General features: G+C 30.0%; 26 protein-coding genes. 9 read left to right on the top strand and 17 right to left on the bottom strand.

The features are described from left to right. Positions 1 to 121 precede the first annotated feature (121 nt). The 9 genes from DIS07_RS05410 to panB form a co-directional block, all read right to left on the bottom strand. Positions 122 to 520 (bottom strand): DoxX family membrane protein, encoded by a 399-nt coding sequence (locus tag DIS07_RS05410; RefSeq protein ID WP_109404556.1) that lies wholly within the window; start codon positions 518 to 520, stop codon positions 122 to 124. A gap of 5 nt (positions 521 to 525) precedes the next feature. After that, positions 526 to 885, bottom strand: a complete 360-nt coding sequence (locus DIS07_RS05405) for a hypothetical protein (protein ID WP_109404212.1) — start codon at positions 883 to 885, stop codon at positions 526 to 528. 39 nt (positions 886 to 924) lie between these two features. Further along, positions 925 to 1,311, bottom strand: a complete 387-nt coding sequence (locus DIS07_RS05400; RefSeq protein ID WP_109404211.1) for a VOC family protein — start codon at positions 1,309 to 1,311, stop codon at positions 925 to 927. Between the two features lie 2 nt (positions 1,312 to 1,313). Next, a complete protein-coding gene (locus DIS07_RS05395; protein ID WP_109404210.1) occupies positions 1,314 to 1,772 on the bottom strand; it encodes a DUF1801 domain-containing protein in 459 nt (152 codons plus the stop codon). Positions 1,773 to 1,776: 4 nt separating this feature from the next. Beyond that, positions 1,777 to 2,241 carry a DUF4199 domain-containing protein gene (locus DIS07_RS05390; RefSeq protein ID WP_109404209.1) on the bottom strand — a complete coding sequence of 155 codons (465 nt, stop codon included), beginning with the start codon at positions 2,239 to 2,241 and terminating at the stop codon, positions 1,777 to 1,779. 105 nt (positions 2,242 to 2,346) lie between these two features. Continuing rightward, entirely contained in the window at positions 2,347 to 2,757 is a 411-nt protein-coding gene (locus DIS07_RS15235; protein ID WP_109404208.1) for a response regulator transcription factor, read from the bottom strand. Continuing rightward, positions 2,758 to 3,696, bottom strand: a complete 939-nt coding sequence (locus DIS07_RS05380) for a 2-hydroxyacid dehydrogenase (protein WP_109404207.1) — start codon at positions 3,694 to 3,696, stop codon at positions 2,758 to 2,760. A 2-nt stretch (positions 3,697 to 3,698) separates the two neighbouring features. Next, positions 3,699 to 4,175: a hypothetical protein gene (locus tag DIS07_RS05375; protein ID WP_109404206.1), complete on the bottom strand. Its 477-nt coding sequence runs from the start codon at positions 4,173 to 4,175 to the stop codon at positions 3,699 to 3,701. Positions 4,176 to 4,228: 53 nt separating this feature from the next. Continuing rightward, positions 4,229 to 5,047 carry a 3-methyl-2-oxobutanoate hydroxymethyltransferase gene (panB, locus tag DIS07_RS05370; protein ID WP_109404205.1) on the bottom strand — a complete coding sequence of 273 codons (819 nt, stop codon included), beginning with the start codon at positions 5,045 to 5,047 and terminating at the stop codon, positions 4,229 to 4,231. A 140-nt stretch (positions 5,048 to 5,187) separates the two neighbouring features. Between panB and DIS07_RS05365 the strand changes: the two genes are divergently transcribed. The 4 genes from DIS07_RS05365 to DIS07_RS05350 all read left to right on the top strand — a co-directional run bounded on the left by DIS07_RS05365 (position 5,188) and on the right by DIS07_RS05350 (position 7,290). Further along, the gene (locus DIS07_RS05365) at positions 5,188 to 5,667 is read left to right on the top strand and encodes a nuclear transport factor 2 family protein (protein WP_109404204.1); all 480 of its coding nucleotides are present in this window, start codon (positions 5,188 to 5,190) and stop codon (positions 5,665 to 5,667) included. A 27-nt stretch (positions 5,668 to 5,694) separates the two neighbouring features. After that, positions 5,695 to 6,261, top strand: coding sequence for a sigma-70 family RNA polymerase sigma factor (locus tag DIS07_RS05360; protein ID WP_109404203.1), 567 nt, complete (start codon positions 5,695 to 5,697; stop codon positions 6,259 to 6,261). Between the two features lie 3 nt (positions 6,262 to 6,264). Next, positions 6,265 to 6,528: a hypothetical protein gene (locus DIS07_RS05355; RefSeq protein ID WP_109404202.1), complete on the top strand. Its 264-nt coding sequence runs from the start codon at positions 6,265 to 6,267 to the stop codon at positions 6,526 to 6,528. Between the two features lie 120 nt (positions 6,529 to 6,648). Beyond that, positions 6,649 to 7,290 (top strand): O-methyltransferase, encoded by a 642-nt coding sequence (locus DIS07_RS05350; RefSeq protein WP_109404201.1) that lies wholly within the window; start codon positions 6,649 to 6,651, stop codon positions 7,288 to 7,290. Between the two features lie 44 nt (positions 7,291 to 7,334). On the opposite strand, the gene DIS07_RS05345 is transcribed toward DIS07_RS05350, so the two are convergent. Genes DIS07_RS05345 through mutS form a run of 3 tightly spaced genes read right to left on the bottom strand, consistent with a single transcriptional unit; the run spans position 7,335 to position 11,336 of the window. Next, on the bottom strand, positions 7,335 to 8,441 hold the full coding sequence (locus DIS07_RS05345) for a glycoside hydrolase family 53 protein (protein WP_109404200.1): 1,107 nt from the start codon (positions 8,439 to 8,441) through the stop codon (positions 7,335 to 7,337). Between the two features lie 2 nt (positions 8,442 to 8,443). After that, positions 8,444 to 8,749, bottom strand: a complete 306-nt coding sequence (locus tag DIS07_RS05340) for a Sec-independent protein translocase subunit TatA/TatB (RefSeq protein WP_109404199.1) — start codon at positions 8,747 to 8,749, stop codon at positions 8,444 to 8,446. Between the two features lie 13 nt (positions 8,750 to 8,762). After that, positions 8,763 to 11,336 (bottom strand): DNA mismatch repair protein MutS, encoded by a 2,574-nt coding sequence (gene mutS, locus DIS07_RS05335; protein WP_394340967.1) that lies wholly within the window; start codon positions 11,334 to 11,336, stop codon positions 8,763 to 8,765. 148 nt (positions 11,337 to 11,484) lie between these two features. Between mutS and DIS07_RS05330 the strand changes: the two genes are divergently transcribed. The 4 genes from DIS07_RS05330 to DIS07_RS05320 all read left to right on the top strand — a co-directional run bounded on the left by DIS07_RS05330 (position 11,485) and on the right by DIS07_RS05320 (position 14,694). After that, positions 11,485 to 12,012 (top strand): RNA methyltransferase, encoded by a 528-nt coding sequence (locus DIS07_RS05330; RefSeq protein WP_109404197.1) that lies wholly within the window; start codon positions 11,485 to 11,487, stop codon positions 12,010 to 12,012. A gap of 39 nt (positions 12,013 to 12,051) precedes the next feature. Next, on the top strand, positions 12,052 to 12,189 hold the full coding sequence (locus DIS07_RS15060; RefSeq protein ID WP_181374543.1) for a hypothetical protein: 138 nt from the start codon (positions 12,052 to 12,054) through the stop codon (positions 12,187 to 12,189). Positions 12,190 to 12,266: 77 nt separating this feature from the next. Continuing rightward, positions 12,267 to 14,033 carry a tetratricopeptide repeat-containing sensor histidine kinase gene (locus tag DIS07_RS05325; RefSeq protein ID WP_181374542.1) on the top strand — a complete coding sequence of 589 codons (1,767 nt, stop codon included), beginning with the start codon at positions 12,267 to 12,269 and terminating at the stop codon, positions 14,031 to 14,033. Next, positions 14,017 to 14,694, top strand: coding sequence for a response regulator transcription factor (locus DIS07_RS05320; protein WP_109404195.1), 678 nt, complete (start codon positions 14,017 to 14,019; stop codon positions 14,692 to 14,694). Before DIS07_RS05325 ends, DIS07_RS05320 begins: the two co-directional genes overlap by 17 nt. Positions 14,695 to 14,898: 204 nt before the next feature. Here the strand turns inward: DIS07_RS05320 and mgtE are convergent, their stop codons facing one another. From mgtE to DIS07_RS05300, 4 genes are all read right to left on the bottom strand, one after another. Next, complete coding sequence (gene mgtE, locus DIS07_RS05315; protein ID WP_109404194.1) at positions 14,899 to 16,248, bottom strand: magnesium transporter; 1,350 nt, start codon at positions 16,246 to 16,248, stop codon at positions 14,899 to 14,901. Then, the gene (gene rsmA / locus DIS07_RS05310; RefSeq protein WP_109404193.1) at positions 16,238 to 17,041 is read right to left on the bottom strand and encodes a 16S rRNA (adenine(1518)-N(6)/adenine(1519)-N(6))-dimethyltransferase RsmA; all 804 of its coding nucleotides are present in this window, start codon (positions 17,039 to 17,041) and stop codon (positions 16,238 to 16,240) included. The genes mgtE and rsmA overlap by 11 nt, the downstream gene beginning before the upstream one ends. Positions 17,042 to 17,043: 2 nt before the next feature. Next, positions 17,044 to 17,373 carry a DUF4286 family protein gene (locus DIS07_RS05305; protein ID WP_109404192.1) on the bottom strand — a complete coding sequence of 110 codons (330 nt, stop codon included), beginning with the start codon at positions 17,371 to 17,373 and terminating at the stop codon, positions 17,044 to 17,046. A 73-nt stretch (positions 17,374 to 17,446) separates the two neighbouring features. Beyond that, complete coding sequence (locus tag DIS07_RS05300) at positions 17,447 to 19,216, bottom strand: tetratricopeptide repeat protein (RefSeq protein ID WP_109404191.1); 1,770 nt, start codon at positions 19,214 to 19,216, stop codon at positions 17,447 to 17,449. Between the two features lie 125 nt (positions 19,217 to 19,341). Here DIS07_RS05300 and DIS07_RS15055 point away from each other — a divergent pair, with 125 nt between their 5' ends. Continuing rightward, on the top strand, positions 19,342 to 19,485 hold the full coding sequence (locus tag DIS07_RS15055) for a hypothetical protein (RefSeq protein WP_181374541.1): 144 nt from the start codon (positions 19,342 to 19,344) through the stop codon (positions 19,483 to 19,485). On the opposite strand, the gene serS is transcribed toward DIS07_RS15055, so the two are convergent. Then, complete coding sequence (serS, locus tag DIS07_RS05295; RefSeq protein ID WP_109404190.1) at positions 19,482 to 20,756, bottom strand: serine--tRNA ligase; 1,275 nt, start codon at positions 20,754 to 20,756, stop codon at positions 19,482 to 19,484. The two genes, DIS07_RS15055 and serS, sit on opposite strands and share 4 nt — an antisense overlap. Positions 20,757 to 20,808: the final 52 nt, after the last annotated feature.

The raw sequence follows: 20,808 nt of genomic DNA, 5'->3' as shown, positions 1-20,808 counted from the left end.
TCGGTTTTTATTGTAGAAAACAAACAAGTTGTCGCCAAAAACAATAAAACCTCTTAAAACGGCTATTTTAAGAGGTTTTATTATAAGAGTTTCTTATTGTTTGTGTTTTATGTAATAAGTTTTAACTATTTAACAAAAACACACCCCAAAGCGTAATGATAAAATAGACAGCTAACGACATCGCTCCTGCATAATCTTTTGCCAAACGTTGTCCAATCAATAAGAAAATTAAAGTGATGGCAGAAAGCTCTACACCCAATAAAGCAATTTCTTTTGTTCCTGAAGTATATAATTGGTAAACTCCAAAAACCATTAATAAGCTAGCAACAACTTCTATTACTAAAATAATAGCCAATAGCAAAGGAACACTATTTTTAAAAGGAGAGTTTTTAAAGTGATCTTTGATAAAATCTATATTTCCTTTCCAATCTGTTAATTTATCTATTCCAGATTGTAAAAAAGTAACAATTAAAAAAAGTAAGATTAAAACTTCTGTTGGGTGGTCAGATAAAAATTTCATTAGCATTATTTCTTAGTAAAGTTTTTAAAAAAATTTTGTACTTTTTTAGAAGCTTGTTTAATATCTTCTTTTGCGTCTTCTGCAAAATCGGCTATATGTTCTGCAGCCTCACTAGCAAACTCTGATCCTTTTTCTGAAATTACATCAAAAGCTTCTTTTGCGTCCTCAGAGAATTCATTTGCTTTTTGTTTTACTTTGTCTATATTTTCGTCACTAAAAGCATCATTGAGTTTTTCTTTAGAACTTTCTAAAATATCTTTAGCAGCATCTTTAATTTTAGAAATACTGTCTTTAGTGTTTACTCCTTTAGAATTAAAGTTTTCAGGAGTTTCTCTTTTGTATAACAAACTCTTTTTATATAACATAACTATTTGATTATTAATTAAATATACTGTATTTTTAATTTATTTAAATGCCTGATCTACAGGTTCCCAAAGTTCTATTTTGTTGCCTTCGTTATCTAAAATCCAGCCAAATTTCCCATATTCAAACTCTTGTATTTCACCAAGAATAGTAACGCCTTCTTTTTTGAGTTCTGCCAGTAATTCAGTTAGATTTTCAACTCTATAATTGAACATAAAATCTTTTTTTGATGGCTCAAAATGATTGGTGTCTTTTGTAAAAGGACTCCATTGTGTAGAACAATCATTTCCTTCTTTGTCTTTCCACCAAAAAGTACAACCCCAATCATCTGTATTAAACCCTAAATGTTTTTTATACCAATCTTTAGACGCTTTTGGGTTATCACTTTTAAAAAATAAACCACCAATTCCTGTTACTCTATTCTTCATTGTTATTTGTTTTTAATTGCAGATTCATAAGTGCTTATCCATTCGTCAACTGATATTTTACGAACCAATTCAGCAATCAATTCATAAGGGATTTCTTCTAGTTTTTTAAAACGGACACAACTTTTTCCCATATCTAATTTTCGCTTACAATATTTTGGGTATTCTGCAACAAACCAGTCGTGTATTTCTTTGTTTGCATAAATACCTGAATGGTAAAAGTTTACAGAATTTTTTTGTGAAGCAAAACTCATAAAAGGTAATGGCTCTTTTGGATTACAATGGTAGCCATCAGGATAAACAGAATGTGGAACAAAATAACTTATAAAGCTATACTGCATACCTTCTTCAAATCCTTTAGGCAAATTATCTTTAATTGTTTTACGTAGTCTATGCAACGTCTCTTTGCGCTCTTCTGGAACTTGTGAAATATAATCTTCGGGTGAATTTGCTTTATACTGCATAATTTTATTTTTTACGTTGCAAGATAATTCCAGAAATTAAGGAAATGATAAAACCAATTATGGTTACTAAAATAAGCATAAATAATGCTGCTGTTGTACTTGTCATTTTTACAATTTCATCTTCTTTTCCTTGTTCTATTAATTGTTGCTCATAATTTGCAAAAAAAGAGGGATCAATAAATTTGGTATAGATAAAATCTGCAAAAGCAATACCCAAACCAACTAAAAACGCAATTAAAACTCCTATTTGTATTGCTTTCCCTAACGATATAAATCCATCATTTTCTTTGTCTCGGTAATGTTTTATCCCAAAGAAAATAAATGAAAGCGATAGAAATATAGATAAATACCCTAATAATTCATTAGTAGAATAGTCTAAATTATCAATTCCAAAAAAAAGATGGATAAAGAAAATTATAAACCCTACAATTAATCCATAAAAACCAAATTTTAAAACTGTACTTTTCATCTGATTATAAATTTTAAGTTAAGTAATCGAAAGTAGAAAAAGAGTCCTAAAGACAGTTCATACTAAAGTACCAAAATCAAAAATCAATGCTTAAATGTAGGAAATTTAAATGATTTGATAGGATTTTGCAATCTGAATTGCTTGTGTTCTTCTTTTTGCATTTAACTTTAACAGTAGATTAGAAACGTGCGTTTTTATAGTGCTTTCGGATAAAAATAAAGTATCAGCAATTTCTTTATTGGACAAGCCTTCTGCTATTTTTTGAAGCACTTCATACTCTCTTTTGCTGATTTCTAAAGCTTCAATTTTTTTGTAATCAATTTCAGTTGATACTAAAACAGGCTTTTGTAAACTTTTTTTATGAATGTAAATTCCTACAAAAAAGAAAACTACTGCTATGATTGCAATTACAATTTCGGTTTGTAAATTATTAGATATTAAAGCGTATTTACTAAATTGAAAAAGTAAAAGAATAGCTAAAATTAATAAGCTAAAAACAAGAACTGTTTTTTTCATTTAGCAAAATTTTGCTTTAATTTTATCTACGATTGTTTGCGCTAATTTTTCTTTGCTTTCAATTGTCCAACCTGCAACGTGAGGAGATAATATCACATTTTCAGCATCAATTAAATATTGGAAAGCATCAGGCATTTTATCATCAGAAAATAAATTTTCGAAAGATGATTTTTCGTATTCTAAAACATCTAAACCAGCACCTAAAATTTTTCCTGATTTTAATGCATTAACTAAATCTTTGGTAACTACAGATGTTCCACGTGCAGTATTTATCAACCAGAAACTTTTTAGAAATCCATTGATGAAATCTACATTTACCATTTGTTTTGTGAGGTCTGTTTGTGGTGTGTGTAAACTCAAAACATCTGCTTTTTCTTGCAACTCTTGTAAAGAAACTTGTTTACAATTATCATCGCCAACATTTGGTTTTATATCGTAACAAATGACATCAACATCAAAACCACGTAATTTTTTTGCGAATGATTTCCCCATATTTCCATAGCCAATTAAACCTATGGTTTTTCCATCGAGTTCAATTCCTCTGTTTTCTTCTCGCAACCATTTTCCTTTTCTAACCTCTTTATCGGCTTTATTAAGTTTATTGAAAAGCGATAATAACATTCCTAAAGAATGCTCACCAACCGCATTTCTATTACCTTCTGGAGCTGCAATTAATTCGATGTTTTTAGACGCAGCATAATCACAGTCTATGTTTTCTAAACCCGCACCAACTCTACCAATAAACTTTAGATTTGTGGCTTTGTCTAAAAAATCTTTGTCAATTTTAAAACGACTTCTAATGATAAAACCATCATACAAATGAATTTTAGCTTCAATTGCTGCTTTTAATGAGGTGTAATCTTCATCGTTTTGAAACCCTAAATCATTTAATTGATTAATTAAAAGAGAGTGATTTGTATCTAGGTGTAGGATTTTCATTGTTAATTTCTTATTCCTTTCATTTTTAATACTCTATCAAATAAATCATCATCCTGAATCAAATAGAATTCAGCATATTTTATAAATTCTTTTTTTGTTTTTGTTAGAGCTTTTAAACATTGTATTTTACCATATGGGAAGGGGTAAAATGATTCTTTCTTCTTTTTATTTGCAATACTTGAGTATCGATTAAGTGAAATACAATACCCTTCGAATTCATCAGTTTCAAAATTAAATTTTTCTCCTAAATAAATCTCAAAGTAAGATTCACCTCTAGGGTCAAGTTCATTAACACTCATTATTTCAATGAACTTCTTACCCTTTTTATATATTATTTTAGATTGACTTAATTCTTTAGAAATTTTTATTTTTTTAAATCGGTTTTCTAAAAACAAATCATCAAAGACTTTGGATGATATTTCTAAAAAGATCTTCTGATAATCTGAATGTGATAGTTTTTTTTGAAAAAAATTAAACATTTACTTGTTTTCAGGAATAAATCTCTTCCATTAAGGAAGGTTAGGATAGGCTTTTAATATTGTTCTTTTTCATTAGGGAAATCACCACTTTTTACATCATCAATATAAGATTTAAAAGCACCAGTCATATCTTTGTATAAATCTAAATAGCGTCTTAAAAAACGAGGATGAAACTCGTGTGTCATTCCAATCATATCGTGAGTCACTAATACTTGTCCGTCTACACCATTTCCACCTCCAATTCCTATAACAGGAATCGAAATTGCTTTTGCTACTTTTTGAGCTAATTTAGCAGGCACTTTTTCTAAAACTACCGCAAAACAACCTAACCTCTCTAACAATAAAGCATCTTCCATAAGTTGTTCAGCTTCCTCTTCTTCTTTCGCTCTAACAGTATAGGTTCCGAATTTATAAATAGATTGCGGAGTTAAACCTAAATGTCCCATAACCGGAATTCCAGCATTTAAAATTCGTTTAATAGATTCTTTAATTTCTTTACCACCTTCTAATTTTATAGAGTGTGCCCCACTTTCTTTCATAATTCTAATAGCAGAACGCAACGCTTCTTTTGGGTCAGATTGATAACTTCCAAAAGGTAAATCAACCACCACTAAACACCTATCAATTGCTCTTACTACAGAACTTGCGTGGTAAATCATTTGATCTAATGTAATTGGCAAAGTGGTTTCGTGACCAGCCATTACATTAGAAGCAGAATCGCCCACTAAAAGCACATCTATACCTGCGCCATCTAAAATTTTAGCCATAGTAAAATCGTAAGCAGTTAACATAGAGATTTTCTCTCCATTCTTTTTCATATCTACCAGAGATTTTACGGTAACTTTTTTATATTCTTTCTTTGCTACAGACATATATTTAGTGTTTTAGAATGATGTAAATGTAAGAAAAAGGAACAGATATAAAACAAGTTAATGTTTCGTTAATCTTAAAAAGCTTAGAAAAAGGAACTTGTTTTTTTGATTAGTTTTAGCTTTTTATAAATCAAACTTTTATGCCAAGAATTATCACATTCCTAATTGCAGTTATTTTTTCGATAACATTATCAGCTCAAAATAAATCAGAAGAAAAAGCAATTAAACAAGTTATATCAACTTTTTTTGATGGTTTACACAAAGGAGATAGTACTATTTTAAAAAGCACATTGCACAAAGAAATAAAAATACAAACAACATTCACTAATAAAAAAGGAGAAAAAAACTTAAGAACTCAAACTAAAGAAAACCTATTAAAAGGAGTTACCAATAAAAAACCATCTGATACCTATTTTGAAAAACTACTCTCTTATACTATTAAAATTGATGGAAATTTAGCTTCAGTTTGGACGCCTTATGAGTTTTATTTAAATGATAAATTTAGTCACTGTGGAGCCAATTCTTTTCAACTATTTAATAATAACGGAAAATGGGAAATTATTTATTTGGTAGATATGAGAAGAAGAGCAAGTTGTAAGGCTTCAAATCAAAAAAAATAGCATTATATTTGGGTTTTATTTTTATAAATGGCACAAGAGCAAGTTGTATTAAATACCGATAAATGGATAGATAATTATGCAGATTATATGTATAATTATGCTGTGGTTCGAGTAAATAATAGTGATTTAGCAAAAGATTTAGTACAAGACACTTTTTTTGCTGGATTAAAATCTGCTAAAAATTTTCAAGGAAAATCTACAGAAAGAACTTGGTTGGTGTCTATTTTAAAAAGAAAGATTATAGATCATTATAGAAAAATTAATTCTAAAAAAGGACAAGCAGAGGTTCGAATGAATTTTTATACTGATGGAGAAAATGAAGGAAATTGGCTAGAGGAAAGAGTGCCACAAAGTTGGGATAACCAATCTGAAAAATCTATTGAAAACGAAGAACTAAAGAGTCAGTTAGAGTCTTGTATAGACGCTTTACCAGAAAAATACGGGATGGTATTTAGGATGAAAACCATTCAAGAGTTTGAAACAGAGGAAATTTGTAAGGAGTTAGATATTACATCGTCAAACCTATGGGTTATTATACACAGAGCAAGAACGCAGCTTAGAAAGTGTATGGAAGATAACTGGTTTAATATTTAGAAAATGTTTAAGAGTTTAAAAATAACTTGCGATGAAGCTACTACCATATGTGATAAAAATCAATATGGTGAAGCTACTTTGTTAGAAAAATTAAAGTTAAATATTCACTTTATACGATGTAAAATTTGTTTTAAATACACAAAACAAAATATGACATTGACTAAGATTTATAAAGGTCACGCAAACAGTTGTAAAAGTTTGAAGCACTGTATGCCTGAGAAAGATAAAAAAGCTCTTAAACAAGAGTTGGAAAAAATGAAAGCATAAAAAAGATTTTTCGTAGTTTTTAAAAAACTACATTTTTTGATTTTTTGTTAGATTGAAACGGGATTTATAGAAATATAGATTCCGTTTTTTTATTTTTGACAAAACATTTAGCAATTCACTATGCACTTCTTACCTGAAAATATTGACAATTACGTAGTAGCACACTCTCAAGAAGAGCCTATAATTTTACAAGAATTAAGTAAAGAAACTTGGCAAAAGGTTCTAAACCCAAGAATGTTAAGTGGCGCTTTTCAAGGACGTGTTTTGTCTATGATTGCTAAATTGACTCAACCTAAAACCATTTTAGAAATAGGAACTTATACAGGTTATTCTGCATTGTGTTTAGCAGAAGGATTACATTCTGATGGAAAAATCATCACTATTGATAAAAATGAGGAATTAGAAACCTTACAAAACAAGTATTTTGAGAAGTCTGGTTATCAAAATAAGATTGAGCAATTGGTGGGAGATGCCACTAAAATCATCCCCAAAATTGATGAGAAATTTGATTTGGTATTTATTGATGCAGACAAATCGAATTACATTAACTACTTTAATTTAATTATCGATAAAATGAATCCTGGAGGTATTATTTTATCAGATAATGTACTCTGGAGTGGAAAAGTAGTGGAAGAATTAAACCCAAAAGATATTGATACAAAGATATTGATAGCTTACAACAAGCATCTAAATACAGATGATAGAATTGAAACTGTTTTATTGCCTATTAGAGATGGTTTAACAGTAAGCCGTGTAAAATAAGTTTTTATTATTTCTGCTTTTGCAAGAATGACAAACTGAAAAAATTAATCTTTAAAAACTTCTAAAGCTGGAGTTGCTTTTAAGTTAAAATCGAATAATGCTTGGTTTTCCCAAGAAGAACCATTTGTAGCACTTGCTCCATTAAAAGCAACCCATTCTGCACCCCAATACCCAAACCCAACTCCTTTTTTCAAGGACTTTACAATGTTTTTAATTTTTACCAGATAGGCTTTTTGACCTTCTAAAGTTGCCGGAAATTGAGGATAAATAATTTGAGAATTTTCACCAATAACGTTATTAGTATGGTCATTCCACCCCAAAGTAAAAGGATAGGAAGTTTCTGCTAAAACAATATCTTGCGTGTAATTATTGTCTAAAAACTGTAATTGATTTTCAAAAACATCCAAATCTTTTCCATGCCATTTTGGATAATAAGAAACTCCAATTAAATCGTACTCTAAAGGTTTTACCAAATCAAAAAACCATTTGGAGTCTTTAAAATCTGCCTTATGTATCATAATTTTGGTTGTAGAATTATGATTTCTAACTGCGGCAATTCCTTTTTCTAAAAGTTGAATAAATTGTTCTTTGTTAGAACCAATATTTCCGATAGGTAGTAAAATTCCTGGATCAATTTCATTGCCTATTTGAATAATATCAGGCTCGATTTTATCCATAATTTTAGAAGTATAATTGTAAACACTGTCTTTTAAAATAGTAAAAGAAGCATTTTTCCAAGCTTTCGGAATTACTTGATTTCCCGGGTCTGCCCAAGTATCTGAATAATGAACCGTTAACCAAACCTTAAAACCTAAGCGTTTTAATTCTTTAGAAAATGTTTGAACTTCTTTAAAACTTGCGTGTTCGTCTTTTGGAGAATGCCACAAACGCAAACGAATGGTGTTTACATCATTTTCTTTTAAAATTTGTAAAAGGTTTCTTTGTGTACCATTTCTGTTATAGAAAGAAAGTCCTTTTTTTTGAATTGTTGGGTAGTAAGAAATATCTACTGCAGCATAAAAAGGTTTGCTTAAGGGTTTGGTAATTTCTTCCTCTTCTTCTCTTTCTTCAGAAACAACTGAGGTAGCATTTTTACAGGAAATAAGTATAATTAAAAAGAATAAAAGTAGATATTTTATCGCTCTTTTCAAGACTAAAGGTTACGTTTTATAGGCCCCGTTAAATCGTCTATATCTTTTTTAACTCTTTGAAATTCATCACTAATACCTTTGGTAGTTTCTTTTGCAGTATCAGTTACAGAGTCAGTAGTAATTTTTTGCTTTTCAGAACTATCTTTAATCTCTTTTTTAATATCGTTGGTAGCATCTTTTACTTGACGCATTCCTTTACCTAAACCTCTTGCAATTTCTGGGATCTTATCAGCACCAAAAACCATTACTACGATTACCATAATCACCATAATTTCTGGACCACTAATAAATAACAACATAGAATTCATATTGCAAATATAATTACTTTTTAGTCAACATTCGCTTAATCTCGTTCAATTTCATTAACGCTTCTATTGGGGTTAATGTATCTATATTGGTGGCTAAAATTTCTTCTCTAATATTTTCTAACAATGGGTCATCTAACTGAAAAAAACTAAGCTGCATATCTTCATGTTGAGTTTGTTTCAATACATCTTTTACTTCATCATTTTTGTTGTTTTCTTCTAATTTTTTTAGAATTTTATTAGCTCTATGAATCACCATATTTGGCATTCCAGCTAATTTTGCAACGTGAATTCCAAAACTATGATTAGATCCACCAGAAACCAATTTCCGCAAGAAAATGATATTGTCTTCTAACTCTTTAACAGATACATTATAATTTTTGATGCGCTCAAAAGTAGTTGTCATTTCATTTAGTTCGTGATAATGTGTAGCAAACAATGTTTTTGCTTTTGATGGATGTTCATGCAAAAACTCAGAAATTGCCCAGGCAATTGAAATTCCATCATAAGTAGAGGTTCCTCTTCCAATTTCATCTAACAACACCAAACTACGTTCAGAAATATTATTTAAGATGGATGCAGTTTCATTCATTTCTACCATAAATGTAGATTCGCCCATAGAAATATTATCACTAGCACCAACTCTGGTAAAAATCTTGTCTACAATACCAATTTTAGCATTTTGAGCAGGCACATAACTTCCCATTTGTGCCAATAAAACAATTAAAGCAGTTTGTCTTAAAATGGCAGATTTACCAGACATATTTGGTCCAGTAATCATAATGATTTGCTGTTGATTTCTATTTAAAACAACATCGTTAGCAATGTATGTTTGATCTATAGCCAATTGTTTTTCAATAACAGGATGACGTCCATTTTTGATGTCTAAATCTGTACTTTCATCCATAATCGGACGCACATAATTGTTGTCAATTGCTAAAACAGAAAAACCTAACAAACAGTCGATTTTTGCAATAATTTGTGCGTTTTCTTGCACTTTTTGAACAAAACCAATAATATATTGCAATAATTTAGAAAAAATTTTTTGTTCTAAAACCTGAATTTTTTCTTCCGCGCCTAATATTTTGGTTTCATATTCTTTCAGCTCTTCTGTAATGTATCTTTCAGCAGAAACTAAGGTTTGTTTTCTAATCCACTCTTCAGGAACTTTATCTTTGTGCGTATTCCTAACCTCAATATAGTAACCAAAAACGTTGTTAAACGCAATTTTTAAACTGCTGATACCTGTGCGCTCAGTTTCACGCGTTAACATATTGTCTAGATATTCTTTTCCAGAGGATGAAATGGCACGTAAATCGTCTAATTCTTGATGTACTCCATTGGCAATTGCATTTCCTTTATTAATGTTTACAGGCGCATCATCAAACAAGGTTTCAGAAATTTTTTCAATTAAATCACTACAATTGTGCAACTGATTTCCTAGTACCTTAACAGTAGCGTTTTCGCTACTTTCAGCTTCATTTTTAATGGGCAAAATCGCTTTTAAAGAATCTTTTAAAAGCACAATTTCTCTAGGAGAAGCTTTGCCTGTTGCCACTTTAGAAATGAGTCTTTCTAAATCTGATATTTGTTTGAGTTGATAGGTAACTGTCAGAGAAAAATCATCAGAATCTATAAAAAACTTCACCAATTCGTGACGGTTTTTTATTTCATCAATATTTTTAAGTGGTAATGCTAACCAACGTTTTAACAAACGCCCACCCATTGGTGAAATGGTTTTATCAATAACATCTAAAAGCGTTACAGCATTAACAGAATTCGGATTGTATAATTCTAAGTTTCTAACCGTAAAACGATCCATCCAAACATAATTATCTTCAGCAATTCTGCTAATTTGTTGAATGTGCTTTAATTTATTGTGTTGTGTTTCCGATAAATAATACAATACTGCACCAGCAGCAATAATTCCGTTTTTTAAATCCTGAACACCAAAACCTTTTAAGTTTTTAACTTCAAAATGATTTTGTAAAGTTTCATTGGCATATTCAGTTTGAAAAACCCAATCATCTAAATAGAAAGTATAGTATCTGTTTTCAAACAATTCTAAAAATTGTTGCTTGTTTTGCTTTTGCACTAAAACTTCACTTGGAGAAAAATTTTGCAACAATTTATCAATGTATTCTGCGTTACCTTGTGCTACTAAATACTCACCCGTAGACACATCTAAAAATGAAATTCCGAGTTGTTTTTTATCAAAATGAACCGCAGCTAAAAAATTATTTTTCTTGGTTTGTAAAACTTCATCATTCAGAGAAACCCCTGGAGTTACTAACTCTGTTACACCACGTTTTACAATGGTTTTAGTCATTTTTGGATCTTCTAACTGATCACAAATGGCAACACGCATTCCTGCTTTTACCAATTTAGGTAAATAGGTATTTAAAGAATGATGTGGAAAACCTGCCAAAGCAGTTTCAGAATCGCTTCCTGCACCTCTTTTTGTAAGCGTTATTCCCAAAACTCCAGCTGCTTTTTTAGCGTCTTCACCAAAGGTTTCATAAAAATCTCCAACACGAAAAAGCAACATTGCATCAGGATATTTATTCTTGATGGCATTGTATTGTTTCATTAAAGGAGTTACCTTTTTCGCTTTTGATTTTGCCAAGTTTTTGGAAATTTTCAGTTAGTTTTGCGAAGTTACAAAAAGTAGGCTGTATACAGTATTCAGTAAAACAGTTTTTTACTGTTGACTGCTACTGCCAACTGAAAACTGAATTATGAGGAAATTAAAGAATAACGAGTTAGGTAGAATTTCGGTGGATGAATTTAAATCTACTCCAAAAACACCACTTATTGTCGTTTTAGATAATATAAGAAGTTTAAACAATATTGGTTCTGTTTTTAGAACTTCAGATGCTTTTTTGATTGAAAAAATCTACTTGTGCGGCATTACTGCTACTCCACCAAATAAAGATATTCATAAAACAGCATTAGGCGCAACAGAATCTGTAGACTGGGAATATGTAGAAGACACGCTTACGCTTATTCAAAAATTAAAAGATTTAAAAATTAAAGTTTTAGCTATTGAACAAGCTGAAAATAGCACAAAATTGAATACTTTTTTTCCTGAAAAAAATCAAAAATATGCTATTGTGATGGGTAATGAAGTTAAAGGTGTACAACAAGAAGTGGTAAATGCTTCAGATATGTGTATCGAAATTCCGCAATTGGGGACAAAACATTCATTAAATATATCTGTAACAACAGGAGTTGTTTTATGGGATTTGTTTCAAAAACTACAATAGAAATCTTGTTTTTTAAATCTAAAATTCTATTTTTAGGAGTTGAACAATTTAAAAGGAAATAACATGTACTTAAATGAAGAAAATTTAGATGGGTTTACAATATATTTAATGCCTGACCCACCAGGAGAACAAGAAGAAGAAAATTCGAGTAATGAAGATAAAGAAAAGTTAAAATAAATTAAAGTTAAACACCTTGTTTTACAAGGTGTTTGAGTTTTATGAAGAAAAGATGTTTTGTATATATATTTATTTTTTTGAGCTTAAATAGTAAGTCTCAAGAGGTAAATAATGTATTTAACAAAAAGGATTCTATTTCTTTACTTTTAAAAAAATATAGAACAACAAAAGATTCATTATTTTTAAATGAATATTATTATCAGAAAGCCTTATACTTTAAAAAAAAATACAAAACAGATAGTAGTTTCTTTTATTATAATAAATCTAAAAATATTTCAGTTCTATTAAAAGACTCTCTTAAGGCAGGAAAAACGCTCTTGTCTATGGCTTCTATTCTAAGAAAAGAAGGAGATTTTTTAGGTAGCGAAATTACTACAATACAAGGTTTACGACTTGTTGAGCCTTTGGGAGATATTAGATTAATTTTTGATTTATATAATGAATTAGGTATAGCGTTACTTAACCTTAGAAGATATAAAGAGTCTCGAAAGATGTTTAACAAAGCTTATGAAATGGCTTTAAAGGGTAATAGCAAATCTAAAAAAGATAAAAATACAGCCATTTTTTTTATTAATATGGCAATTAATTACACTAAAGAAGGAAACTACAAAAAGTCAATTGAGTATAGAAAAAAATGTTTGAAAATAGACAGTTTAAAAACCAATCATCCTAAGACTTATGCGGGTGTTATAGGTGGTATTGGCTCCAGTTATTTTAATTTAGGAGATGCAGCTTTAGGGTTAAAATATTATTTAGAAGCTTTAAAGCTTAGAAAAAAGATAAATTACAAACTAGGAATCTGTACAAGCCATACAATGATAGGGTATTTGTATCTTCAAGAAAAAAACTTTAAGAAAGCAAAAGAACACTCTCTTAAAGGGTTAGAATATGCAAAACTAATAAATTCTTCGCCTAGAATGTTACAGAATTACTGGCAACTGTCGCAAGTAGTAGAACCAAAGAAAGCAAAAGAATACTTAAAAGAATATATTTTATTAAATGAAAAATTAATAAAAAAAGAACGAAACGCTAAAAACAGGTTTGCAAAAATTATTTTTGAAACAGAGAAAAAAGATATTGAGAATGCTACTTTAAAAACAGAAAATGATAAAAAACAACTCCAATTAGAAAGTGAAAAACAACAAAAATTAATTGGATGGTTAGTTGCTGGTACAAGTATTTTATTTATTGCTTTTGGATATGTAATTGTTAACAATAGAAAGAAAAAATTATTATTTAAAGCTAAGTTACAACAAATAGAAGCTCGAGAAAAAGAACGACAACAAATTGCAAAATCGTTGCATGATGAAGTAGCAGGAGATATTAGAATTTTATATAAAAAACTTAAAAAAAATAATTTAACAGAAGAATCTAAAGAGCTAGATAGAGTTAATAATAATGTTAGGAATTTATCACATCAACTAAGTAGTGTTTCTTTTGATGAGGTTTCTTTTAAAGACCAAATTGTTAATTTAGTATCAGATTATTTTGATGCCAATTTCTTAATTAGAGTTAAAGAAATAAACACTGTTCAATGGAAAGAAGTTAACAACTCTATAAAAAGAACTTTATTTTTAACTATTAGAGAAAGCCTTCAAAACATTGATAAATATGCAGAAGCTAACAATGTAATTCTAGGTTTCGGTTGCTCAAAAAAATCATTAATTTTATCCGTTAAAGATGACGGAAAAGGATTTGATATCAACTCAAAAAAATCAGGAATTGGCCTAAAAAATATGAAAGAAAGAATTGAAGAAGTTAATGGTCTTTTTTCAATAGAAAGTGAACCCAAAAATGGAACTACTATAACTATAGAAATCCCTAACAATGGAAAACAAAACTAGAATTTTAATCGTAGACGATCACCAATTGGTAATTCAAGGAATTCTATGTTCACTTAAAGAAGTGGGAGATTTTCATGTGGTAACTGCAAATACTTGTGATAAAGCTTTTCAGTTAATAAAAACGCATCAGAACACCAACCCTTTTCAACTTTTATTTACCGATTTAAGCTTTGATAACACTACAGAAGATTCTCTTTTAGATGGCGGTGAAGAACTCATAAAAGCGATTAGAAATAATAATTTTGACATTAAAATTGCTGTGATTACGGGGCACACAGAAACCAATAGGGTGTATAATGTAATTCGTAATTTAAATCCGAATGCGTATTTACTAAAAAGTAAATGCGATGCTACAGAAATTGGTTTTGCTGTACAAAAAATGTTAGTAGATGATTACTATTATACACACGAGATTCATCAAAAAATAATGAGAAGAAACATCATTCAAATTCAAATGGACGATGTTGCAATTCAAATTTTAAAAGAATTACCCAATCACCCAAAGATTTCTAATTTAGAAGGAATTATAAATAAAGGAGATGGATCTTTTTTAAAATTACGTTCTATTGAAACCAAATTAGGTAATTTAAGAGCAGACTTAAATGCTAATAATAATACAGACTTGGTTTTAAAAGCCAAAGAGTTAGGTATTATTGATTAAAAACACACTTTTGCGGAAATCCACATTTTAAACTTCGGTTTTTTACAATATTATCTTTTTTTTCTAATTTACTTTTGAAGTGTAGATGTTTAACCAAACAAATACAATTAAAAAAGGGATTAATTGCAGATATGAAATTAGGGGTTCATGTCTAATATTAAGAAGAAAAAGGAAAAAGCCTTTCAGTTTAACTGAAAGGTTTTTTTATATGCCTAAAATCATTTTTGCAATTAAGAAATAAATTAATATTCCAAAAATATCGTTAGAAGTGGTTATAAAAGGACCCGTGGCTATTGCTGGATCAATTCCTCTTTTATTTAAAAACAATGGCACAAAAGTACCTATGAGGCCTGCAACTACGATAACAGCAACTAAAGATACTGAAACGGCTAAAGCAAGATCAATTTTTCCTTTAATAATCCATACAAACAAAAGTAAAAAAAGAGCTAAAATAAAACCATTTAAAAGAGCTAAAAGCATTTCTTTTAACAGCCTACTGTTAATACTTCCTTTGACATCATCGTTAGCCAAACCTTGAACTATAATTGCAGATGATTGCACACCTACATTGCCTGCCATTGCTGCAATTAAAGGTGTAAAAAAGAAAAGTGCAGCATATTTTGAAAACACTCCTTGAAATCCTTCCATAATTAAAAAAGCTCCAATTCCGCCCACTAAACCTAGAAATAACCAAGGTAAACGTGCTTTGGTAAGTTGTAAAATACTGTCATCAGAATCTACATCTTGTGTTAAACCTGCTGCCATTTGATAATCTCTTTCTGCTTCTTCCTTTAAAACATCAACAATATCATCAATCGTAATTCTACCCACTAGAACATTGTTATCATCTACAACAGGTATGGCCTCTAGATCGTACTTTGCCATGATTTTTGCAACCTCTTCATCGTCCATATTAACATGAACCGCATCTACTTTAGACTTAGAAATTTCAGCAATTTTTTGATCAGATTTTGCAATAATTAAATCTTTTAAAGATAGTCTTCCAACCAATTTTTCTTCTTTATCTACTACATAGATAGAATGTACTCTGGTAACATCTTTTGCTTGACCACGAATTCTTCTCATACAACCAGCAACCGTCCAAGTTTCATAGACCTTTACCAATTCTTTTGCCATTAAAGAACCGGCAGTTTCATCATCATAAGACAATAGTTCTTTAATATCTGCAGCTAATTCATCATCGTCTAAAGCATTAATTACGCGTTCTTGTCTGTCTTCAGAAAGCTCTCCAATAATGTCTGCGGCATCATCAGAATCCATTTCCTCTACTTCTTCAGCAATCTCTTTGGCAGATAGATTTTCAAGAATTTTCTCACGAATATCTTCGTCTAATTCCATTAAAATTTCAGACGTTTTTTCACTATCTAAAAGTTTAATGATATAGATGGCTTCATCAAAGTTAACTTCATCTAAAACTTCGGCAATATCTGCATAATGTACTTCCGCAAACAATTTAGAGATTGCTTTGTCATCGCTATTTTGAATGAGGCTTGTTAGGTTTTCGAAAAAGTCGTCAGTGATTTCAAATGCCATTATCTGAGATTTTTTGCGTGAGTAAAATAAAAGCCTCAACAGATAATTGTTCAGGTCTTTTCGCAAATATAGGGTCTTCTTTTAAAGAATCCGAAAGTTTAAAGGATTTTAAACTAGAACGCAACATTTTTCTTCTTTGATTGAATGCCGTTTTTACAACTCTAAAAAACAAATTTTCGTCTACAGGAAGTGTGTAATTTTCTTTTCTGATGCATCTAATAACTCCAGAATCTACTTTTGGAGGCGGATTAAAAACGCTTGGAGGAACAGTAAATAAATACTCAACATCAAAAAAAGCTTGCGTTAACACAGATAAAATTCCGTAAACTTTACTTCCTTCTTTTTCGGCAATTCTTAGAGCAACTTCTTTTTGAAACATTCCAGAAAACTCTGGCACATATTCTCTGTTTTCAATAGCTTTGAATACAATTTGAGAAGAAATATTATAAGGAAAATTACCAATAATTGCTACTTGTTTTTTTTGAAAGAGTTCTTGAATTTTTTGCTTTAAAAAATCGCCTTCAATAATTTCGAATTTTTCTTTTGTTGTATCTAATTGAATGTGTTCTATAGGAAAGGTTTCTTTTAGGTATACAACAGATTCGCTATCTAATTCTAAAACGGTAACTTTTGGTTTTTTCTCTAATAGGTATTTGGTTAAAACCCCCATTCCTGGACCAATTTCTAAGACATCTTCATATCCATTTTCTGTTAAAGTATCTGCAATTTTTTTTGCGATGGTTTCATCCGTTAAAAAATGTTGACCTAAATATTTTTTTGCTTTTACAGACATAATTAATTCCTAGTATTAGTAGGGTAAAATTCTTTAATCAATTTTAATTCGGTTCTAAACGCTAACATTTTATCTCCAAATTTTTTGATCCCTTCTAAACGTAATTCATCTGCATCTTCTTTGTAATATGCATCTAAATCTTCTCTAGTATTTGTGGTATATTGAACAGAATAGGTTCTACCTCCCATTTCTTCATCAACTAAAACTTCAGTTAATTTTGCTGAAATAAATTTACCTGAATTTAGCACATCAAGAATATGTGTTTCCATCCACGTTAGCCATTCATTATGTAGGCTTTCATCAATATTTATAGTTACGTTGTATATATACATTATTTTTGGCTTTTTGGTTGGTTGTTATTTGTTGTTGGTAATTTATAAAAGTTTTCAGACTAGAAACCAACAACTAAATAGTATCTCCTCTAATTTTTCGGTATTTTTTTCTAGCTTCCACCAAATAAATGCTAGAAGGATAATCAAAAATAATCTTTTGATAGTATTCTGAGGCTTTTTCCGGATTATTTAAATGATTGTTGTACAATTCAGCCAATTCGTAATGTGCGTCATCAATTAAAATTCCTTCTGAATTTAATGCGATTACCTTCTGAAAATTTGCAATTGCTTTTGTAAATTCTTTCTGTTTAATGTAAAGTTTTGCTTGTTTAAAAAGTGCTTCATCTTCAATAGGTTGCCCTTTAAATTTTTGATGAATAATATTTAAAGTGTCAATTGCCTCTTGTGTTTTATTTTGAAAAGCTAATAATTCTGCTTTTGAATATTGAATTAAACCTGAAGGAATAGAATCTACAGGTTCATTGTCTGTGATGATTAAAAATAATTCTACAGCATCATTAGCAATGAGTTGAGTTGTTGAACCTTTTAAAACTTTTAACTGCGCTTTTGCCCAAGTAAAATCTCCTTTAAAATAAGAAGTTTGCGCCACTTTAAAACGTGCTTTTTGCGCTAATTCATCTCCTTTTAATTGGGTTTGAATTTGCGAAAAATAAATTAATGCCTTATTGTATTTACCTGTAAACACTAAAATATCACCTAATTTAAGTTTGATTCTTGCCTTGTCGAATTTTGAACGAGAAAAACGTAAAGCCTCTTCTAAAACTTGCTTTGCTTTTTCAGGTTGATTTTTCTGAAAAGTTAAAAAATCAGCATATTCAACTTGTAATTTTATAGTGAGTGTATTTTTCCCAAATTCTTTAAAAAGTGTTTGAAAGAGCGCCTCTGTTTCTGGATTGTTGGTAGCAACAGCAATTTTAGAAAGGTATAAGTTCGCATCAATTTTTTCTTCGTTTAAAAAGGAATTATTTGTGATGAAATCAAAAACCTGTTGTGCTGCATCATAAGCTGCATTCTCAAAAGCGATTTTACCCAAACTAAAAATAGCCGCTAACTCTTCTGGATTTCTTTGATACAATGCTTTTTCTTGAATAAATGCTTTTAAATAATCTTTTTGTTGGGTGAATAACCAGCTTAATAAGACGTTCCAAACATCTTTTGGATTGCTTGCAGATTTTCTTAACAATGTTTTTCTGAATAAAACATTGGCTTCATTTTCTGCATCATCAGTAATGTATCTGCTTGTATAACGCTGCACTAAATTGTAGTAATTAATGTTTTTATCAACCAAATCTATGTACGATTCAAACATTTTTTTAAAGTCGCCTTTTTCTCCATAAATCTGAGCAATTTGAAAACTATAATTGGCATTTTCGTTTTTAGCCATCGTTTTTTTATAAGCTAAAATTGCATTATCCAACAAATTATAATCTTTAAAAACACGACCTATAATTCCGCCATAAGAAGCATTTTTATCAATAGAATTTAAAGCAATATCATAGTTTGTTTTTGCCAATTCTTTTTGCTGTTGTCGCTCATAATTATACCCTAAATAGACATACAAATAACCTTGGTGAGCGTTTCTTTTTATTTTTGATTTTAATAAATTTTCTGCTTCTAAAAACTTTTCAGTTTCTTGATAGCAGGAAATCAATCTACTTAAATAAGTGGTGTTAAAAGGACTCTTGTTATAGAGTTTTTTAAAAATTTGTGTAGCTTTTTCATATTCACCTTCTCTATAATAACTTTCACCTAACAAATAATCGCTTTGTGAATAGCTAATACTACTGATAGTAAGGAAAAAAAGGAAAATAATTTTTTTCATATCATTCAAAGATAATCAACATATATGTTAAAATTTTATTAAACCAAGAGTTTTTGAAACGTTCTTTTGTAACATTTTGGCACGAAAGTTGTCTATACTATAAATAACCAATCAAAATTAAGATTATGAAAGATCTAACCAAACAATACGAAATCGCAAAAAACAACTCAATTGAGTTTATGAAAAATGGACAAATAAGCGCTTATTTAAATGCTCTTATAGAGATGAATAGATATAAAAGATTAATGGTTGCTATTGTAGCAAATTAATCAATTACACTAAAACCAGTATAGGGAATCAAGACTTCCGGAACTTGAATTCCATTTTCTGTTTGATAATTCTCTAAAATTCCAGCCAAAACACGTGGTAAAGCCAAAGAGCTTCCATTTAATGTGTGTGCTAATTCACTTTTACCTTCCTTATTTTTAAAACGAAGTTTTAACCTGTTTGCTTGAAACGTTTCAAAGTTTGAAGCAGAACTAATTTCTAGCCATCTGTCTTGCGCTGTAGAAAACACTTCAAAATCGAAAGTTAAAGCAGCCGTAAAACCTGTATCACCTCCACACAAACGTAAAATTCTATACGGTAGTTTTAATTCACGCAAAATATCTTTTATGTGTTCTACCATTCCGTTTAAGGCACTGTAAGAATTTTCTGGATGTTCAATTCTAACAATTTCTACTTTATCAAATTGATGTAACCTGTTTAACCCACGAACATGCGCACCATAGCTTCCTGCTTCACGTCTAAAACAAGGTGTGTAACCTGTTGCTGTTATTGGAAATTCAGATTCTTGCATTAAATTTCCACGAAACATATTAGTAATGGGCACTTCTGCAGTCGGAATCAAAAATAAATCGTCTTCAGTAGCGTGGTACATTTGTCCGTCTTTATCTGGTAATTGACCTGTTGCAGTTGCAGAGGCAGTATTTACCAAATGCGGAACTTGATATTCTTTGTAGCCAGCTTCAACATTTTTATCAATAAAATAATTGATTAAAGCTCTTTGTAATCTTGCACCTTTTCCTTTATACACAGGAAAACCTGCGCCCGTAACTTTATTTCCTAATTCAAAATCGATGATGTCATATTTCTTGGCTAATTCCCAATGAGGTAAAGCATTTTCACCTAAATTAGGGATGGTTCCTTCACTAAAAATAATCTCATTATCTTCTTCAGAAGCTCCAACTTTTACAGAAGTGTGAGGTATATTAGGAATTTGATATAACAAGTTCTGCAAGTCATCAGCAAAAGTATTTAAGCTTTCTGCTAATTCTTTAGATGTTGTTTTTAACTGACCTGTTTTTTCTTTTAAAATGTTTGCTTTTTGGATTTCTCCAGATTTAAAAAGGCCGCCAATTTCTTTAGACATTTTATTAGATTCTGCCAACACATTGTCTAACTCAACTTGAGTTTTTCTTCTGTTTTCATCAGCAGTTAAAACCTGCTCAATAATTGTTTCAGCATCCGCAAAATTACGTTTTGCTAAACCCTCTAAAACAATTTGCTTGTTGTCTCTAATAAATTGTACTTGTAACATTTTCTATGCTTTTAAAGCAGCAAAGATACAGTAAGCTTAAGACTTAAACAAC

Source organism: Polaribacter aquimarinus, from assembly GCF_003129485.1.
GTDB classification, from domain to species: domain Bacteria; phylum Bacteroidota; class Bacteroidia; order Flavobacteriales; family Flavobacteriaceae; genus Polaribacter; species Polaribacter aquimarinus.
This window is presented reverse-complemented; position numbering and strand designations above follow the sequence as displayed.

Bases quoted from the DNA above. Each gene is read 5' to 3' on its own strand.
- DIS07_RS05300 (WP_109404191.1), bottom strand. From the start codon at position 19,216: ATGAAAAAAATTATTTTCCTTTTTTTCCTTACTATCAGTAGTATTAGC.
- DIS07_RS05395 (WP_109404210.1), bottom strand. From the start codon at position 1,772: ATGCAGTATAAAGCAAATTCACCCGAAGATTATATTTCACAAGTTCCA.
- DIS07_RS05405 (WP_109404212.1), bottom strand. From the start codon at position 885: ATGTTATATAAAAAGAGTTTGTTATACAAAAGAGAAACTCCTGAAAAC.
- DIS07_RS05410 (WP_109404556.1), bottom strand. From the start codon at position 520: ATGAAATTTTTATCTGACCACCCAACAGAAGTTTTAATCTTACTTTTT.
- mutS (WP_394340967.1), bottom strand. From the start codon at position 11,336: ATGAAACAATACAATGCCATCAAGAATAAATATCCTGATGCAATGTTG.
- rsmA (WP_109404193.1), bottom strand. From the start codon at position 17,041: ATGTCTGTAAAAGCAAAAAAATATTTAGGTCAACATTTTTTAACGGAT.
- DIS07_RS15055 (WP_181374541.1), top strand. From the start codon at position 19,342: ATGAAAGATCTAACCAAACAATACGAAATCGCAAAAAACAACTCAATT.
- DIS07_RS05400 (WP_109404211.1), bottom strand. From the start codon at position 1,311: ATGAAGAATAGAGTAACAGGAATTGGTGGTTTATTTTTTAAAAGTGAT.
- DIS07_RS05330 (WP_109404197.1), top strand. From the start codon at position 11,485: ATGAGGAAATTAAAGAATAACGAGTTAGGTAGAATTTCGGTGGATGAA.
- panB (WP_109404205.1), bottom strand. From the start codon at position 5,047: ATGTCTGTAGCAAAGAAAGAATATAAAAAAGTTACCGTAAAATCTCTG.
- DIS07_RS05305 (WP_109404192.1), bottom strand. From the start codon at position 17,373: ATGTATATATACAACGTAACTATAAATATTGATGAAAGCCTACATAAT.
- DIS07_RS05340 (WP_109404199.1), bottom strand. From the start codon at position 8,749: ATGAATTCTATGTTGTTATTTATTAGTGGTCCAGAAATTATGGTGATT.
- DIS07_RS05320 (WP_109404195.1), top strand. From the start codon at position 14,017: ATGGAAAACAAAACTAGAATTTTAATCGTAGACGATCACCAATTGGTA.
- DIS07_RS05375 (WP_109404206.1), bottom strand. From the start codon at position 4,175: ATGTTTAATTTTTTTCAAAAAAAACTATCACATTCAGATTATCAGAAG.
- DIS07_RS05355 (WP_109404202.1), top strand. From the start codon at position 6,265: ATGTTTAAGAGTTTAAAAATAACTTGCGATGAAGCTACTACCATATGT.
- serS (WP_109404190.1), bottom strand. From the start codon at position 20,756: ATGTTACAAGTACAATTTATTAGAGACAACAAGCAAATTGTTTTAGAG.
- DIS07_RS15235 (WP_109404208.1), bottom strand. From the start codon at position 2,757: ATGAAAAAAACAGTTCTTGTTTTTAGCTTATTAATTTTAGCTATTCTT.
- DIS07_RS05360 (WP_109404203.1), top strand. From the start codon at position 5,695: ATGGCACAAGAGCAAGTTGTATTAAATACCGATAAATGGATAGATAAT.
- DIS07_RS05390 (WP_109404209.1), bottom strand. From the start codon at position 2,241: ATGAAAAGTACAGTTTTAAAATTTGGTTTTTATGGATTAATTGTAGGG.
- DIS07_RS05350 (WP_109404201.1), top strand. From the start codon at position 6,649: ATGCACTTCTTACCTGAAAATATTGACAATTACGTAGTAGCACACTCT.
- DIS07_RS05365 (WP_109404204.1), top strand. From the start codon at position 5,188: ATGCCAAGAATTATCACATTCCTAATTGCAGTTATTTTTTCGATAACA.
- mgtE (WP_109404194.1), bottom strand. From the start codon at position 16,248: ATGGCATTTGAAATCACTGACGACTTTTTCGAAAACCTAACAAGCCTC.
- DIS07_RS05380 (WP_109404207.1), bottom strand. From the start codon at position 3,696: ATGAAAATCCTACACCTAGATACAAATCACTCTCTTTTAATTAATCAA.